Genomic DNA, 14923 nt, shown 5'->3' on the forward strand with positions numbered 1-14923 from the left:
CACGTCAGAAATCCGAATTCCCATCATCTTTCTCGAGACATCCAACGCGGCTCAAAGCCGCAAAGATCCCAGGGGTACTCAATGATCAATGACCTTACCGGACGCACCGTCCTGGTTACCGGTGCATCTTCCGGTCTTGGCCGCCATTTCGCACTGGCCGCAGCTGCGGCCGGCGCCAAGGTTGCATTGGCGGCCCGCCGCAAGGACCGTCTTGTCGATCTGAAGGCGGAAATCGAACAAGCCGGCGGTCAGGCGGCCGCGATCGAAATGGACGTCGCCAATGAAGCCTCTGTCATCGCCGGTTTTGACGCCGCCCAGGAAGAACTAGGCACGATCACCTCGGTCCTTGCGAACGCCGGCATGAACTATCCTTCATCCGCACTGGGCATCCCGATGGAAGAGTTCGACAAGGTTGTGGACGTGAACGTGCGCGGTGTGTTCATCACCGCCCGCGAGGCCGCGAAGCGGATGATCGCGGACGGCTCCGCCGAAAAGGGCCATGGGCGAATTGTCCTGGTCGGTTCTGTCGGGTCGCACAGCGTGATGGACAAGCTCGTTGCCTACAACACCACCAAGGCCGGCGTCCTGATGATGGGCAAGGCCCTCGCCAAGGAATGGGCGCTCAAGGGGATCAACGTGAACACGATCTGCCCGGGCTGGATCAAGACCGAGCTCAACACCGAGTGGCTGGAAAGCCCGGCAGGTCAGAAACTAATCGACACGTTCCCCCGCAAGCGGGTGATGGAACCGGCCGACCTGCTGCCGATCACCCTCTACCTGCTTTCCGACGCAAGTCGTGCGATCACAGGCGGCGGGTTCGAACTGGACGACGGCTCCTCACTGTAAATGCTGCTGCCAAGGGAACACCACACTCCTCCCTTGGACCGGCAATCTGCTCCTGGCCGGCAACTCTCCCAACACCTCTCCCTGCCGGCCGGGAGAACCACGAAGGGCGCCTCGCAAGAGGCGCCCTTCCAGTGAGTGCCTTGGGTTTATGCAAAGAGAACGGCTCGTTTTCCGATGGCAGAGAATGGAAAGCTCGCTTCGGTTTCACCCTGAGCGACGGAGTACGAAGTCAGGCAGGCTCCCATTCAAGGCCCGGCCCGTTCGGCGGGAATTCCCCGAGCCCCTGGTCGCCTGCACGCGACTGCTGCCGGTCACATATCCATGTCCTGCATCACGAGGCTCGAATGCAAGGGCTCGCACTGCTCGACGCCGTTGTCCAGGCCATGCCACATTATCCGCTCGATGATGATTTTATCTCACAAATCCCCGACGATCTCATGGATCAGTTTCGCGTTTGGCAGCGCCAGTCGGACGCCGCTCGAAGCAACGCCTGGTAAGACGGGCGCAGGCTGATCCAGACAACAATTTCCTGCCCGTTTCCTCCGTCTCTCTGTCTAACAATATGGGTGGGTTGCAAAACGCAATTTCGGGCAGGGAACACAGGCAAGATTGACTTTCATGGAGGAAGCCGGAGATCACGTCCGCAGACCAGTACTACCTCGATGAGCAATTGCGTGTCAGGATTTGTGTCAGGATTTTCACTGGCGTCGTGGAAGATCACCCTTATGCTTCTGAAGTCCGCAGTTTCCTGCGGGCCTCGGTGAAGCTGAAGCGGCCCGAATTGGGCCTCCAAAGGATTTTGGTACCGGCATGCGCAGGTTCGAATCCTGCCGCCCCAGCCAGCACTCTTTCCCAAGCCTTCCCGGAAGCTCTCAAGGCATCCCCCGAAAGTGGCTAAATTCCTATAGTTTCAATAACCTCGCGCCCCAGGACGTCCCGGGCCACCCCCTTGCAGCCCGAGCCCAGTGTTGGCATTTTGTTGGTAGCAAATCGCCCCCTACCAACAGAATTTTTCGCATCGGGATTCGAACCTGCGAAATGGGAACGAGGTACCAACATGCTTACCAACATCGCCCTCAAAGCCATGGCCCCGAGGGACAAACCCTACAAACGCTCCGATGGCGGCGGACTGTTCATCCTCATCCAGCCCAACGGCTCGAAAATCTGGCGCCTCGCCTACCGCTTCGAGGGCCGTCAGAAGCTGCTATCCGGCGGCCCCTTCCCCAAGGTCACGCTCCTCGCAGCGCGGGCCTGGCGCGACACCGTCAAGCACCAGCTGGCCCTGGGGCTCGACCCATCTCGAGTACGAAGAGAAGAAGAGCAACTCCAAACCCAAGGCGAGCGCTCAAGCCTCGTCAACACCTTTGAACAGGTTGGCCGGGAATGGCTGGAAACGCGCACGCTGTCCTGGGCGCCCCGCTATGCCGCACTCGTAACAGGACGCTTGGAAGCCGACATCTTTCCGACAGTCGGCAAGCTCGACATTTCCCAGATAACTCCGCGCCAGATGCTGGAGGCAATCCGCAAGGTCGAAGCACGCGGCTCGATCGAGATGTCCCGAAGGCTCAAGAACCACTGTTCGGAAATCTTCCGCTATGCGATTCCCGACGGGCGCTGCGAAAGCGACCCATGCCGCGACCTCAACCCCGCCATGGCCAAACCCCGTCCCGTTCAGCACCGCGCCAAGGTTGCATCCAAGGATCTGCCCTCGTTCTTCTCAAAACTGAATGGCGATGGCGGAGAGCGCATGAGCCATCTAGCCCTGCGCTGGACCATTCTGACCATGGTCCGCACACAGGAAACTCGCTTTGCCAAGTGGTCTGAGTTCGAGGACCTTGACGGTCCCGAACCGCTATGGCGTCTGTCACCAGAGCGCATGAAAATGCGCAGTGAGCACCTCGTTCCCCTCCCCCGCCAAGCGCTCGCCCTTCTCGAAGAAATCCGCGAGGCCAACATCTACCTCAAGGCTGGCAACATGCAGTACGGTCAGTTTCTGTTTCCGGTGGTAGGTTCACGCTCAATGACTATCAGCGAAAACCGGATGCTGGATATCATGTACCGGATCGGCCTTCGCGGCAAAGCCACAGTCCACGGGTTCCGCGGGCTGGCCAGTACGGTTCTCAACGAAAGTGGCGAGTTCAACGAAGACTGGATCGAACACCAACTCGCCCACCAACCGCGCGGAGTTCGCGCAGCCTACAACTCTGCAAAATATCTCAAGCACCGCCGCAAGATGATGCAGTGGTGGGCCGACTATCTCGACGAAGCCGAAGCCACAGGTATGGGCCAGGCCACCAAGCGCAAGAAAGTACCTCTTCGAGCCGCTTCCTAATCGTCTTCTCGAAAGCCGGTGGGATCATCGATCCAACGCTGTACCGCCGATCGGCGCCAACCGACGGAGCGGTGACTGAGAGCAACTTGCCGGGGGAAACGGCCTTCGCTGATCATGCGGTACAAAGAGGACCGAGGAATTCCTGTCATTGCCATGACAGTCTTCAGGCGCAGATAAGCATCGCTCATTTAGGACAACCTCGTATCACGAGGCCTGCCCGCCGCAATATCCGATTATGCTATCAATTGGCAGATATACAAGTGATCGATTGTCCTTTTGTCGCATTTACCACGGCGGGGGTTCAGCTCGACCCGACGTTAAATTCAGCATCCTGCCCCGCCCCCGGAAAAACTCGGAGAAGCATTGATGTGTTAGTCGCGAAGGGGCGATCGAAGATGGCAGTCCGTCGAGGCGGCAATGAGCAAAGCGCCCGAGACCTTTCCAAAATGTAACCAGTCCCTTGAAGCATAAATGTCTTCATACAGACACGAATTAGCGTAAGCTTCTTGGCTCGACAGCCAGTAACCGGATGCAAGCATGATACGGTCGATCGCATGACTGGCTAGATTTCGTGACTGAATTCACTGGGGTTTGCAGACAAATATGACCTGACCGAATGACGTAGCATGCACAACTGCTGGTAAGAATGAGCAGCCGGCCAAGCCAGATGTCTGCAATTCCCTGAATTTGAGGGAGTGCCGGATGGTTATTGGTCCAGAGCTTGTCGAATTCATGCTTAGCCTCGGGCAAGTACGCACCGATGCTGACTTCTATGATTTGTTGCTGGAAACAACCAGACGCCTCGGCTTCAAGCAGTTTGCGTTCGTCAGCCACGTGGACCTGCTAGCCGCAGCGGACGAGGCGGTTGCGATATCGAACTACCCGGATGGTTGGGTCGAACGAATTTTTGCCGAGCGCTATTATCTCGACGATCCCGTCCATGCAGCCAGCATTGGCCGCTCCACTCCCTACGCATGGCACGCAATCCAAAAGCGGGTAAAGCTGAGCAAGCGCCAGCTTTCGATCATGCAAGAGGGTGCCAGCTTTGGACTTCAAGATGGCGTGACCGTGCCGGTGCATTCGCCAGGAGAATATCGGGGTACCTGCTCCTTTGCGACCTCTGAGCGCGTATCCATGACCCCTAGAATTCGAGGTGCCACACATATAGTCGCCGGCTTTGGATTCGAGGCTGCGCGAAAGCTGGTCCGCATTCGTCTCGGTGCCGAAAAATCGACGCCGTCCTTGCCCCGGCTCAGCCCGCGCGAGGTAGACTGCGTGGGCCTTGTCGCAACCGGCATGGGGGATACCCAGATCGCGCACGCCTTGGGACTTTCCGAAGCGACGGTTCATCAACACGTCACCGGCGCCATGCGCAAATGCGGCGTATTCAAGCGGACCGCCTTGGTGTTCCGCGCCCTGTTCGACGGCCATATCTGCTTTCACAGCCTGCGCCGGACATCCTCTAAATAGAGGAATTTTCGCGAAGGTCCGTTTCGCTGATCCTTTCGCCATCACAAAAGGAGATGGCGAACATGACCCATGTAATTCAAGGCGGATGGGCCGCGGCGCAGGGACCGCTGCTTGCCCAGATGTATCAGGAACGCAAGCGCGTATTCATCGATCTGCTGCGCTGGGATTTGCCCGCGCTCGACGGGCGCTACGAGATCGACCAGTTCGACACACCCTCGACCATCTATCTCATCATCGCCGATACCGACGGCAAGCATCTGGGTTCGCTGCGGCTCTTGCCGACCACCCAGCCCCACGTCCTGGGCGATATCTTTCCCGGCCTCTGCGACCTCGACAGCCCACGCTCGCCTGATGTCTGGGAAATCTCACGGCTGTGTTTGTCACGCGGCATCCGTGCGGCCGAACGGCGGATTGTGCGTGACAAACTGGCAACGGCCCTGACGCTATTCGCGCGAGATAACGGTATCCGCGCTTATTGCTGTGTGGCCGACATGCCCTGGTACACGCAGATCCTCTCGTTCGGATGGCGCTGCGAACCTCTCGGCCTGCCCCAGGACCTGCCTTGCGGCATGCTCGCCGCCCTGATGATCCACATCGACGACGAGACACCCCGGTTGCTGGGCAAAACCGGCATCTGGTCGGAGGCGCTCGCGCCACTTGTCGCTCTCAGTCAGTGACGAAGGGGAAACTGCGATGACCGCCATTTCACTTTCCTCGCAGTGTTCAGCACGAATGCGCGATCATGGCTATGCCATCATTGAGGATCTGGTTTCGCCGGATTTGATCGAAGCCTTGAACGCGGACTTCGAGAAGCACTTTGCGGCAACCGCGTTTTCGCAAGGCAACTTTTCCGGGACGGAAACGCGACGCTTTGCCGGACTTCTCAAGCGATCCTGCCATGTAGCACATCTCGTCGAGCACGATCTGATCCTCGCGCTTGCCGACGACCTGCTGGGCCGATGGTGCGATCATTTCTCGCTCAATCTCACGCAGGCAATCGAGCTAGCTCCAGGGGCGAGCCAGCAGGTCCCTCATCGCGACCAGGACATGTGGCCATGCAGCGGTTTCATTGACCGCGAACGCGACATCGAATTCCTGATCAACGTCTTGTGGCCGCTTTCGGCCTTCACGCGGGACAATGGCGCAACGCTTGTCTGGCCTGGGAGCCACCAGCGGCAGGACGAACTGCTCATCACCCCCAAGGAAGCCGTATTTGCAGAAATGGCCCCGGGCTCGGCACTCGTATTCCTGGGCTCGACGCTCCATGCCGCAGGCGCCAATCGTACCGCCCTTCCCCGCCGCGGCATTATCATCAGCTACTGCCTTGGATGGCTGAAACCTTACGAGCTCCCCTGGCTTGCATACCCGCCCGAGGTGGCGCGGCAGTTCCCCAGAAGCCTTGCGCGGCTCGCAGGGTACCAGGTGCATCGTCCCAACCTCGGTACGTTCGAGGGCCGTTGTCCTTCGCTGTTGCTCGAGGACGCTGCAAGGCCAAACGGAGCGGTCGATGCCCTTTTGCCCGAACAGGAAGCCCTGATCGCCGCATGGCGCCAAGGTGCTGACGCACCGGGGGGCCATCCGCCAATGCTCGCCCCGCATCTGAATTCCGGTTCGGCCTCGCTCGGGACGGAGCGAGCAGGTGGATAACCCCGACGCGGCGAACCGGCACCTTCCCCTTTGCCGCGCGCTGATCCGCCAACGACAGCTTGTGACGGATCTTGTCGGATCGATGCTGTGCGCAAATCCGGTGTGGGACATGTTGCTTGACCTGTATCTCGCCGACCATGAAGGCAGATTGCCCTACATCTGGCCGCTCAGCGTAGCCGGCAACGTGCCGATCTCTAGTGCCCATCGGAAGATCGATGCCATGGTCCAACATGGCCTTGTCGTCCGCGTTGTTGATGTAAGTGATCGTCGCCGGGTCGGAATTCAGCTGACTGCGGAGTTCCGCGAAAGGCTTGAATTGCTCTTCGACAGGTTGATGCTGGCATTCCACGATGTCTCCTGTTCGTGACGGTGCCGCGATTGAAACCTCCGCGAACCCGTCATTGCCAGGGCCTCGCCAGTCCCAGTTCGACGAGATGATCGCCGACATCCCTTCCATCGACTAGAATACGGGCGAGCGTGCGACCGTATCTATCCGTTCCGCTTCGCGAAATCGCCACATGACCGCCCTTCAGGAATGAAGCGAGTTCATCCCTGCTGCGCACAGCAAGGCTATAGTCGCACCATCCTTGCCGCCGCCTGTCGGTGCATTTAGGGCTATTGGACAGTTCCGGTGCGTCGATGTTCTCGATCCGCACGCGTTCTCCGGCGCACGTGCGGATGGTATCTCCGTCATGAACACCGCCAATGCAGAGTGATGGCGCTACGTTGGGTTCGGCGACTTTGGCAAACCCCGGCCTCTTCGCTTCGATCCAGATGCTGAGACCAACACCGATCAGGCCTCCCGCAATGAGGCCGAGCACCACAATTAAGAATTGACCATGCCGGCTTGCGGCCTTGCGGCGAACTTGCTGCGGCCTTGGCTCATATCCCCGGAATTGCACAAAGTTAGCTGGACGTCGTGCTGATCTCGATCTTTTTCGCATCCTCATGATATATGGCGATTATCCGCTTTGTCATTCGTTCGCGTGCGACGACCACTTGGCAATTCCGGGGGTTTCCCGCTGATTTGCGCCTCCTTGCGAGTGACGGATCGCCTGCATCCGGCTATTTGACCAAGTATGTCCCTGCTTTGCTATTTCGGCCGCCACAAGCCTTCAATGCACTCCATCGCGCGCGGAAAACAGGGAGGATATACGGCACTGTGCGATTCGTGCGGGGTTCCTCTCGAGCGGGATGACGCAGGCTCTTGGCGCATTTCCCACCCAAGTCGTGCACCGTCCTATCCGCGGCGCTGACCTGCAATTTTGACGGTCGATTTCAGCTGCACATCTAGGGCAGGCCCTCGCATGGAGACGTTCGCTCCCACAGCAAGGCCGCATGTCGCTTTTTGGGACGAAGCCGTCGTTCCGATGCCGCAGGTTGAGCGTCAGCTCTTGCCGGATGCCGACGTTCAGCGCTTGTCCGTGCGCAAAGCGCCGCGCATTGCCTCGCGCGTTAGCAACGTGAAGGAGGCTCTGCAGTTGAAGACGATGTCGCGGGTTCGATCGAACTCACGATTCGCTCTCAAGAGATGAGATCGATTCTGCCTACGCGCTTCATTTGTTGCCTAACCCAATTTCGGTATACACTGGACGCGCCTTCGAGCTCCTTGCTCATATCAATCTCGGTGACCGTGAAATCACCGGGCACAGTGAATTTGAGTTCGGACCGGAGTAGCGCGCCGACAACGTAATCATAGCTCACGCTATGGTCTTCATGATATTCTATTGCGCAAAGGTCGAAAGCATCAGCGATTAACGGATCGATGATCGTGTAGATAAATTCTAACGAGAGCCTTCGGAAATCCCGCTGCTCAGGTGCGCAGAAATGCTGGATCGAATTTCGGGCTTGCCGAAGCTGCTCGAAGCATTTCGGGTTTGGCAGTCGAGTGCCCGTGGTAGCCCATAGGATTTGGGGCAGCCTTTCAAAGTCGTGAGTTCGTCCTCGCCGAACGAGCGTTTCGATGTCCAGCAAGCTACCCGAGTTGTCGTCTAGGCCAAAGACATCTTTGAAAATTAGCAATGGATGCTCTCTGGCAATGATCGCCTTCAGGAATAACTCGCCCGCATGTGCGGTGTTGAGGACGCAAATGTGCTCCCAATGCTCATTCCCCGGATCGAAATACACCGCATGCGTATTGGCTTGAGCCAGTGCGCCGACGGCCAAATTTAAGATCCGTTGCGGTATTTCCTTCAGTGCTTCATTCATGTGGTGTCGCCATTGTCGCCATTCATTCTGGCAACGTCGCGTTGGACCGCGTCGTAGATGCCCATATTCATCACGAGAACACTGCCGTCGCTAAGCCGCTCCAGCTCAACGAAACCAGCTCTCTCGAAGATCAGCCAAATGTTTCGTTCGCCGCGTTCCAGCCAGATCTGAATTGCGACGAGCCGCCGGCGCATCAGGTGACATCCATACTCGTCCAGCTCACCTGGCCAGGCGCCCTCGTGGAAGAGACGATGGACGAAGTAATCCCGCTTATCCTTGATCCATTTCAGATAAGCGATGTCGGCATCGTTGACCTCGTGGCGTTCGAGAATCTTGATCAACGATCCCAACGTGGAACCCTCAAGCAGAGCTTTTTTTGCTACAGATCGTTCCCAGGCACCCTGGTCCGGGCCGAGCGCCTTCTGCAACTTGACCCGGTCGCACATGTGCATTGCTGAGATCAGCATGCTCTCGAACTTGCCGACCGCGAGATAGGCTCCGGCCATCTCCTGGCAGTAGAGGAAGCGGGCAACATCGAGGTCGGACATCGATCCAATAATCGCCGATAGCTTTTTCCTGTCGACTGCGGTCTTGAACACACTGGCCTCGATTTCTTCCGTGAATTGTAAGGCTACCATGCCGACGGACTTCAAACGACCCAGATCAGACCTGCCGACGAGCTGCCCTGCAGCCCACTGGGTCTCAAACTCCATGCCCTCCAGACGATGGCGAATACGACGAACATCGGTCCGACGAGCAGCTCGGTGGTGACATGCGATTCTTCCGACCCGAACGACTCGGGTCGATCACAGGGTCGATAGAATCGCGGCCGCCGTCAGATGTCCTTGGGGGCGTCAGCGACCGATGTGCCGACAGAGGAAATTTGCCGATGATTCCATTGGTTAGTGAATTTCATAGCGATGAAAACGCGAATATTTCGCCAAAATACGTGATACTATTGCAATTACGCCGTGCCGCTCTTACATTGAAATTCATGATGGAGACGACTCGTGGCTGATAGCGAAAAGAGGACGAATTTTGTGCGCTTGGCGGAAGGGCGCACGCAGATCGCGTTGGACGCGATCCGCAAGCTGGGGAATCTTTCGAACCGTCGGGCCTACGAATTTAGCGACGCCGATATCCGGAAGATCAGCAAAGCGCTGAAGGAGGCGGTGTCCGACCTCGAGAAGCGCTTCGGGTCCTCCAACGAGCCGTCGGACAGCTTCAAGCTCTAAACAGGGACAATACCATGCGGCCGGAACACCTCGGAATTGGTGACAAGACCTTCCTGATCAACCGGCTGATCCAGCAGGCGCCGATCAACACCCTCATCCGCGAGTTCTTCAAGAACGCCGATGAAAACGCGGCGCTCGCCCCCGAAGGCAAGCGGCGCGTCGACATCTTCCCGACCATGATCGAGGGCGTGAGGAAACTGACCTTCTGGAACACCGGCGTCGGGATGAGCGCGGCGGAGCTGCGGCGCGCAACAGATCTCAGCTCATCGGTCAACAAGATGATGGCGCTCGATGGAAACTTCGGCATCGGCGCCAAGGTTTCAGGGCTCGCGGCGTCGCCTGACGGCATCCGCTATAGGTCCTGCAAGGATGGCGAGGTCAACGAGGTTACGATCGGCTGGGATGAGGAGGAACAGACCTATGTTCGCTTCTCCATGCAACTGGCCGATGGCCAGACTGACACGATCTACGACGTCACCTCTGTCGTCCAGGCCGCTGGGACACCAACCGATTTCGACTGGACGGAGGTCGTGCTGTTTGGCGAAAGCCTTGACCACGATACCGTCGCCGAGCCGATTGGCACGGGCGTCCCTGTCGATCGCAGCTTCATCGCCACTTCCATTTTCAGGCGCTTCGTTTCTTTCTCGCCCGGCGTGCAGGTCCGCATCGACGTCGCGATGACCAAGGGCGGCGGCAAGGATGAAACCGGCAGGTTTCGCCAACTGCGCACGCTCGATGAAATCCTCGATCGGCTTCCACGCCACGAAGATGTCGTCGATGCGGAGACGGGCATTACCGTGCGTTACATCCATGATCCCAAGCACGAAGGGTCCAGCCATACCTATAGTGCCCGGGCCAACGCTGCCACCGGCTCGACAACGTTTCTGGCGCTGGTCTACCGCGACGAGCGGTATGACTTTCGCACGCAGAAAGTCTGGTCCTCAGTCGCACCCACGTTCGGCATTCCGTTCGGTTCGAAGGTGCTCACGGTGGAAATCCGGCTGCCCGACGATGCGGCATTTCCGAACCAGTATCGCGATGCCCTGACATGGCGTCACGATCGTTCGCCGCTGACTGCCGACCAATATGCTTATCTGGTCCGCCAGCTCATGCCTGACTGGGTGAAGGACGTCATTCGGTCGGAATCCCCGGACAGCACCGATGATCTAAACGACCTTCAGTCGGACCTTCAGTCGCTGCTCGATGAGCTTCGCGTGCCGACCAACGTCGCCAAGAAGGCGCCGGAACAGATCACGCGGTCGGAAGCCAATGATGCCGGGCTTGCTGAACCTGAGCCGACAACCCTTCAGTCGGAGGAGGACGAGGAGAAGATCCCTGGCCTCAAGCCGCCGATGAAACGGACAGAACCCCGGGCATCGACTTCGCGGGTGCGCATGGCGCCGGAAGGTGCGACCGCTTCAAAGCTCGCGCGGGCGCTTGAGCGCGCTCCCGAGATCAAGATCCTCACGGAAGCCGACGAGATCGCCGACCGCGACATGAAAGGCCGGGCTGCGCGCTTCTATCCGGAAGTTCAGACCTTGTTCGTCAACGGCCTGTATCCGGTCGTCGCCAAGATGGCGGACGAGCTGGCAAACGAGTTCTCCGATGCCGAGGATCCCGACGAAGCGCGCGCGACCGCGTTGCAGGCGTCACAGCGAACTCTGGCCTTCAGGGCCGGAAAGGCGACCTGCTTTGCCTTGGCGAAGCGGATGCTGGATGACTGGTCGACCGAGGATCTGGAGCGTGCGACTTCGCCGGAATCGCTTTCGATGGCGGCGGACGATTATCGTCAGAGCCTGGCCTCCGCACGCAAATGGATCAAGGACCGAGTCCGCATCGCCAGCGTCAGCGCGCTGGGATGATCGGCATGTTCGACCAACCTCTTCGGGGCAGCTTGCCCGGCGCACGCGATGACCGCTGACCAGTATCTCTATGGGATCCTGGCAAGGGAAACCGTCGACGCCAGTGCCAGCTCGCCGTTGCGACAGGTGGCTGTCACCCTGATGCCGCGGCTGCGCGTATGGGCCGGCGATCTACTTGTCGGCGTCCATCCTAGCGGTTCGTTCGCCAAGGGCACGGCGAACGCCAGCGGAACCGACATCGACCTCTTCCTTTCGCTGCGGTCCGACACCACCGCCACCTTGAAGGATATCTACGACACGCTGTTCAACCAGCTTCAGCAGTCGGGATACGCACCGAGAAAGCAGAACGTGTCGATCGGCTTGAAGGTCGGGAGCTTCAAGGTCGATCTGGTCCCGGGCAAGCAGCAGCAGGCCAATTCCAACGATCATAGCCTCTGGCGAAATCGCGCGCAGACATGGACCAAGACCAATATCGGTACTCATATCGCCGCGGTTCAGCGCTCCGGACGGCAGAACGAAATCCGCGTCATCAAACTCTGGCGCAATCAGCGCGGCTTGGACTTCCCGTCCTTCTATCTGGAGCTATCGGTGATCGCCGCCCTTAGTGGAAACACCCAGCCCGGCTTTTCGGATCGGGTCTGGACGGCCCTGACTTATCTGTCGAACTGCTTCGAGAACGCCCGCGCCGTCGATCCGGCCAACACCAACAACATCATCTCCGACGACCTTTCAGAAAGCGGCAAAACGGCGATTGCCCGCGCCGCAAGCGAAACGCTTAAGGCGAAGACCTGGGGCGAGGTGGTCAAATGACGAGCTGGTCCCTTGAGGCGCTGCTGGCGGATCTGCATTCATCGGTGACGGAGCAGCTTGCTCGCGCCCGACGCACGATGGGTCATCCCGTTGCCAAGGGCGACGTCGCCGAGAGTATCTGGGCGCAACTTTTGGCCGGCTATCTTCCGCAGCGCTACAAAGTCGCAAAAGCGTTCGTCTGCGACAGCGAAGGCCGCTTCAGCGACCAGCTCGACGTCGTGGTGTACGACCGGCAATATTCACCGTTGATCTTCGAGATGGACAATCAGATCATCATCCCGGCCGAGAGCGTCTATGCCGTGTTCGAAGCGAAGCAGGAGATCGATGCGGCACAGGTCGGTTATGCCGCGAAGAAGATCGCATCCGTGCGAGGGTTGAAGCGGACAAGCCTCCCCGTACCGCACATCGGCGGGAGTTCGCCGCCAAAGCCTCTTCAGCCCATCATCGGTGGATTGCTGACATTCGAAAGCACTTGGTCGCCGCCCTTGGGATCCAGCCTCGCCAAGGCTCTGGCGGATGCCGATGACGATAGTCGGATCGATATCGGCTGCGTCGCCGCCCACGGCTGGTTCGCCTGCGACGACGCTGGCTGCCATGTGATCAACGATCAGGGCAAGCCCGCGACGGCGTTCCTGCTGGAACTGATCGCGCGGCTGCAGGGTCTGGCCACGGTCCCGATGATCGACATCAGAGCTTATGCAAAGTGGCTCAATGACTAAGAATCCGAAACCCAACGGTTAGGACTTAATTATGAATTTCTGCTCCTGATAAGCGGGGAAAGCTGAGCTGTACGGCTTAGATTCCGGATCGAGTTGCCGCGCCCAACCGACTGAATAAACGCTGCTTTGAAGAACTAAGTGCTCTGCGCGAATGGCTGCCTCCAGGGCGCAAAGCCGACCGGCTGGTTTGCGCGACACGAAGGGCGAGTTTCAGCAGGAGCCGCCGCTCACATTAACGACGCTGAATGTCTTGAGCTGGTCGGCAGGTGCCTCGGGGCATCACCTTTCATCCGCTCCGATGCGTTCTTCAGTTGGCCACTCCGGCCATCGGAGAATGATCATGGAAATGCTTGAAACCGAACCCACCGCCGTCAAGCGCCCGGTCTGGAATGCGGGAAGAACTGTCGGCGCGAAGCGGGCCCTGAAACCAAAGCAAATTTGGGAAATCCGGTTCTACCTCAATCAGCGCCGCCGATTGCGAGATCGAGCGCTGTTCGATCTCGCAATCGACAGTAAGCTGCGCGGCTGCGACCTCGTTCAGGTGAAGATCGGCGACCTGGTTAGTGGCGGGCAGATCCGAACCCGCGCAATCGTCATGCAGCAGAAGACAGGTCGGCCCGTTCAATTCGAGCTGCTCCCCGATGCTCGTGCCAGTCTGTTGGCGTGGCTCGATCGGCGAGGCGGAACGGTGGACGATTACGTGTTTCCGAGCCGAGTTGATCGCAGCAACCATCTGAGCACCCGCCAGTATGCCAGACTCGTGGATGAATGGGTGACTGGGGTAGGTCTGATGCGCAGCGAGTATGGCACGCACTCACTTCGCCGAACGAAGGCGTCGATCATCTACAGGGCGACCGGCAACCTTCGCGCCGTCCAGATCCTTCTCGGTCACAGCAAGATCGAGAACACGGTGCGCTATCTCGGGATTGACGTGGAGGACGCGCTTGCCCTTGCTGAGAACACTGAGATCTGAGTCTATTGGCCCCTCGCCTCGGCGAGGGGCTATCCTCTCTGCGCTTGGGACAAAGCTGCCAGCTGCCGCCGCTCTTGGGAATGTCCGGCCACGCCGAGACCAGTCATTCGTGGACACAGGTTAATCGATCTCCGCGGCAATGTGCCGGATCACGTCGACAATGGCATGGCGCAACAGCGGCTTCTCGACGAGGATGGTGTTCTTCGCGGCGATTTCTGCGCGAACTCTCTTTGATGTGTTACTGGTAATGATGATTGCCGGGAGAGATGGTTCGCTGTCGCGCAGGCGTGCCAGCAGGGAAAGGCCGTCCATCCCGGGCAGGCGCTGATCCAGTACGGCGCAGACGATGCGTCGGTGCGGCGCCGCCAGCGCCGCCTCGGCGTTTGGGTAACCCTCTACGTCGAACCCTTCCACTTCGAGAGCAAACGTGATCGCGGCCCGTACACCGGGATCATCGTCGACAAGAAGGATTCGCGGTCGGATCATGGACAATGTCCAAGGCGGTGGATGGCGGACAGAGGCCGCCGCCCTCCCGTATTCAGGCAGCCTTCTTCCAGGCCGGTTCCAGCGTTTCGTGCGGCGGACACGGGGCAACGGCACCGTGTGGCAAACCGGCGATTTCATTTGCGAAACCATGGTTGACGTCGCGGTGGTGCGCTTCGTCTGCCCGGACAACAAGCACCACGTCGCGAAGTGTGGCATCGTCGGCCAAGCCCCAGTATCGCCTGGCGATTTCAGGCGCCGGCACGTTGGGCGAGCGGCCTTCGTCGATTTCGGCGAGGTAATGCGTGTAGCTGATCACGGCCTCCTCTTCGAAATAG

17 protein-coding genes are annotated in these 14923 nt (G+C 59.0%); 11 read left to right on the forward strand and 6 right to left on the reverse strand.

What is annotated here, in order from left to right:
- Positions 1-81 precede the first annotated feature (81 nt).
- Both LK12_RS22005 and LK12_RS22010 read left to right on the forward strand, forming a co-directional pair.
- Positions 82-846, forward strand: coding sequence for an SDR family NAD(P)-dependent oxidoreductase (locus tag LK12_RS22005; RefSeq protein WP_039289882.1), 765 nt, complete (start codon positions 82-84; stop codon positions 844-846).
- A 949-nt stretch (positions 847-1795) separates the two neighbouring features.
- Positions 1796-3178, forward strand: a complete 1383-nt coding sequence (locus tag LK12_RS22010) for a tyrosine-type recombinase/integrase (protein ID WP_197063621.1) — start codon at positions 1796-1798, stop codon at positions 3176-3178.
- Here the strand turns inward: LK12_RS22010 and LK12_RS24375 are convergent.
- The gene (locus LK12_RS24375; protein ID WP_082010692.1) at positions 3175-3366 is read right to left on the reverse strand and encodes a helix-turn-helix transcriptional regulator; all 192 of its coding nucleotides are present in this window, start codon (positions 3364-3366) and stop codon (positions 3175-3177) included. The two genes, LK12_RS22010 and LK12_RS24375, sit on opposite strands and share 4 nt — an antisense overlap.
- Before the next feature lie 514 nt (positions 3367-3880).
- Here LK12_RS24375 and LK12_RS22015 point away from each other — a divergent pair.
- From LK12_RS22015 to LK12_RS22030, 4 genes are all read left to right on the forward strand, one after another.
- Complete coding sequence (locus LK12_RS22015; RefSeq protein WP_039289884.1) at positions 3881-4648, forward strand: helix-turn-helix transcriptional regulator; 768 nt, start codon at positions 3881-3883, stop codon at positions 4646-4648.
- Between the two features lie 62 nt (positions 4649-4710).
- Positions 4711-5325 (forward strand): acyl-homoserine-lactone synthase, encoded by a 615-nt coding sequence (locus tag LK12_RS22020; protein WP_039289886.1) that lies wholly within the window; start codon positions 4711-4713, stop codon positions 5323-5325.
- A 16-nt stretch (positions 5326-5341) separates the two neighbouring features.
- The gene (locus LK12_RS22025) at positions 5342-6295 is read left to right on the forward strand and encodes a phytanoyl-CoA dioxygenase family protein (RefSeq protein WP_039289888.1); all 954 of its coding nucleotides are present in this window, start codon (positions 5342-5344) and stop codon (positions 6293-6295) included.
- Positions 6288-6662, forward strand: coding sequence for a hypothetical protein (locus LK12_RS22030; RefSeq protein WP_039289890.1), 375 nt, complete (start codon positions 6288-6290; stop codon positions 6660-6662). Before LK12_RS22025 ends, LK12_RS22030 begins: the two co-directional genes overlap by 8 nt.
- Positions 6663-6693: 31 nt before the next feature.
- On the opposite strand, the gene LK12_RS24380 is transcribed toward LK12_RS22030, so the two are convergent.
- From LK12_RS24380 to LK12_RS22045, 3 genes are all read right to left on the reverse strand, one after another.
- Positions 6694-7071, reverse strand: a complete 378-nt coding sequence (locus tag LK12_RS24380) for a thermonuclease family protein (protein WP_082010695.1) — start codon at positions 7069-7071, stop codon at positions 6694-6696.
- Positions 7072-7819: 748 nt separating this feature from the next.
- Positions 7820-8503: a hypothetical protein gene (locus LK12_RS22040; RefSeq protein WP_039289895.1), complete on the reverse strand. Its 684-nt coding sequence runs from the start codon at positions 8501-8503 to the stop codon at positions 7820-7822.
- On the reverse strand, positions 8500-9216 hold the full coding sequence (locus tag LK12_RS22045; protein WP_052223693.1) for a hypothetical protein: 717 nt from the start codon (positions 9214-9216) through the stop codon (positions 8500-8502). Before LK12_RS22045 ends, LK12_RS22040 begins: the two co-directional genes overlap by 4 nt.
- Before the next feature lie 297 nt (positions 9217-9513).
- On the opposite strand from LK12_RS22045, the gene LK12_RS22050 reads away from it, so the two are divergent.
- The 5 genes from LK12_RS22050 to LK12_RS22070 all read left to right on the forward strand — a co-directional run bounded on the left by LK12_RS22050 (position 9514) and on the right by LK12_RS22070 (position 14102).
- Positions 9514-9738 carry a hypothetical protein gene (locus LK12_RS22050; protein ID WP_039289897.1) on the forward strand — a complete coding sequence of 75 codons (225 nt, stop codon included), beginning with the start codon at positions 9514-9516 and terminating at the stop codon, positions 9736-9738.
- A gap of 14 nt (positions 9739-9752) precedes the next feature.
- The gene (locus tag LK12_RS22055; RefSeq protein ID WP_039289900.1) at positions 9753-11600 is read left to right on the forward strand and encodes a hypothetical protein; all 1848 of its coding nucleotides are present in this window, start codon (positions 9753-9755) and stop codon (positions 11598-11600) included.
- A gap of 48 nt (positions 11601-11648) precedes the next feature.
- On the forward strand, positions 11649-12410 hold the full coding sequence (locus LK12_RS22060) for a nucleotidyltransferase family protein (protein ID WP_039289903.1): 762 nt from the start codon (positions 11649-11651) through the stop codon (positions 12408-12410).
- Positions 12407-13129 (forward strand): DUF6602 domain-containing protein, encoded by a 723-nt coding sequence (locus LK12_RS22065; protein ID WP_039289906.1) that lies wholly within the window; start codon positions 12407-12409, stop codon positions 13127-13129. The genes LK12_RS22060 and LK12_RS22065 overlap by 4 nt, the downstream gene beginning before the upstream one ends.
- A gap of 340 nt (positions 13130-13469) precedes the next feature.
- Positions 13470-14102 carry a tyrosine-type recombinase/integrase gene (locus tag LK12_RS22070; RefSeq protein WP_039289908.1) on the forward strand — a complete coding sequence of 211 codons (633 nt, stop codon included), beginning with the start codon at positions 13470-13472 and terminating at the stop codon, positions 14100-14102.
- A 120-nt stretch (positions 14103-14222) separates the two neighbouring features.
- Here LK12_RS22070 and LK12_RS22075 read toward each other — a convergent pair whose 3' ends face one another.
- Positions 14223-14588: a response regulator gene (locus LK12_RS22075; protein WP_039289911.1), complete on the reverse strand. Its 366-nt coding sequence runs from the start codon at positions 14586-14588 to the stop codon at positions 14223-14225.
- Positions 14589-14640: 52 nt separating this feature from the next.
- Positions 14641-14923 (reverse strand): alternative oxidase (locus LK12_RS22080; RefSeq protein ID WP_039289915.1); only part of this gene is annotated, 283 nt, incomplete at its 5' end.

It is taken from the genome of Novosphingobium malaysiense (genome assembly GCF_000802225.1).
Lineage (GTDB): Bacteria > Pseudomonadota > Alphaproteobacteria > Sphingomonadales > Sphingomonadaceae > Novosphingobium > Novosphingobium malaysiense.

Bases quoted from the DNA above. Each gene is read 5' to 3' on its own strand.
- LK12_RS22005 (WP_039289882.1), top strand. From the start codon at position 82: ATGATCAATGACCTTACCGGACGCACCGTCCTGGTTACCGGTGCATCT.
- LK12_RS24375 (WP_082010692.1), bottom strand. From the start codon at position 3,366: ATGAGCGATGCTTATCTGCGCCTGAAGACTGTCATGGCAATGACAGGA.
- LK12_RS22015 (WP_039289884.1), top strand. From the start codon at position 3,881: ATGGTTATTGGTCCAGAGCTTGTCGAATTCATGCTTAGCCTCGGGCAA.
- LK12_RS22020 (WP_039289886.1), top strand. From the start codon at position 4,711: ATGACCCATGTAATTCAAGGCGGATGGGCCGCGGCGCAGGGACCGCTG.
- LK12_RS22025 (WP_039289888.1), top strand. From the start codon at position 5,342: ATGACCGCCATTTCACTTTCCTCGCAGTGTTCAGCACGAATGCGCGAT.
- LK12_RS22040 (WP_039289895.1), bottom strand. From the start codon at position 8,503: ATGAATGAAGCACTGAAGGAAATACCGCAACGGATCTTAAATTTGGCC.
- LK12_RS22045 (WP_052223693.1), bottom strand. From the start codon at position 9,216: ATGGAGTTTGAGACCCAGTGGGCTGCAGGGCAGCTCGTCGGCAGGTCT.
- LK12_RS22055 (WP_039289900.1), top strand. From the start codon at position 9,753: ATGCGGCCGGAACACCTCGGAATTGGTGACAAGACCTTCCTGATCAAC.
- LK12_RS22060 (WP_039289903.1), top strand. From the start codon at position 11,649: ATGACCGCTGACCAGTATCTCTATGGGATCCTGGCAAGGGAAACCGTC.
- LK12_RS22065 (WP_039289906.1), top strand. From the start codon at position 12,407: ATGACGAGCTGGTCCCTTGAGGCGCTGCTGGCGGATCTGCATTCATCG.
- LK12_RS22070 (WP_039289908.1), top strand. From the start codon at position 13,470: ATGGAAATGCTTGAAACCGAACCCACCGCCGTCAAGCGCCCGGTCTGG.
- LK12_RS22075 (WP_039289911.1), bottom strand. From the start codon at position 14,588: ATGATCCGACCGCGAATCCTTCTTGTCGACGATGATCCCGGTGTACGG.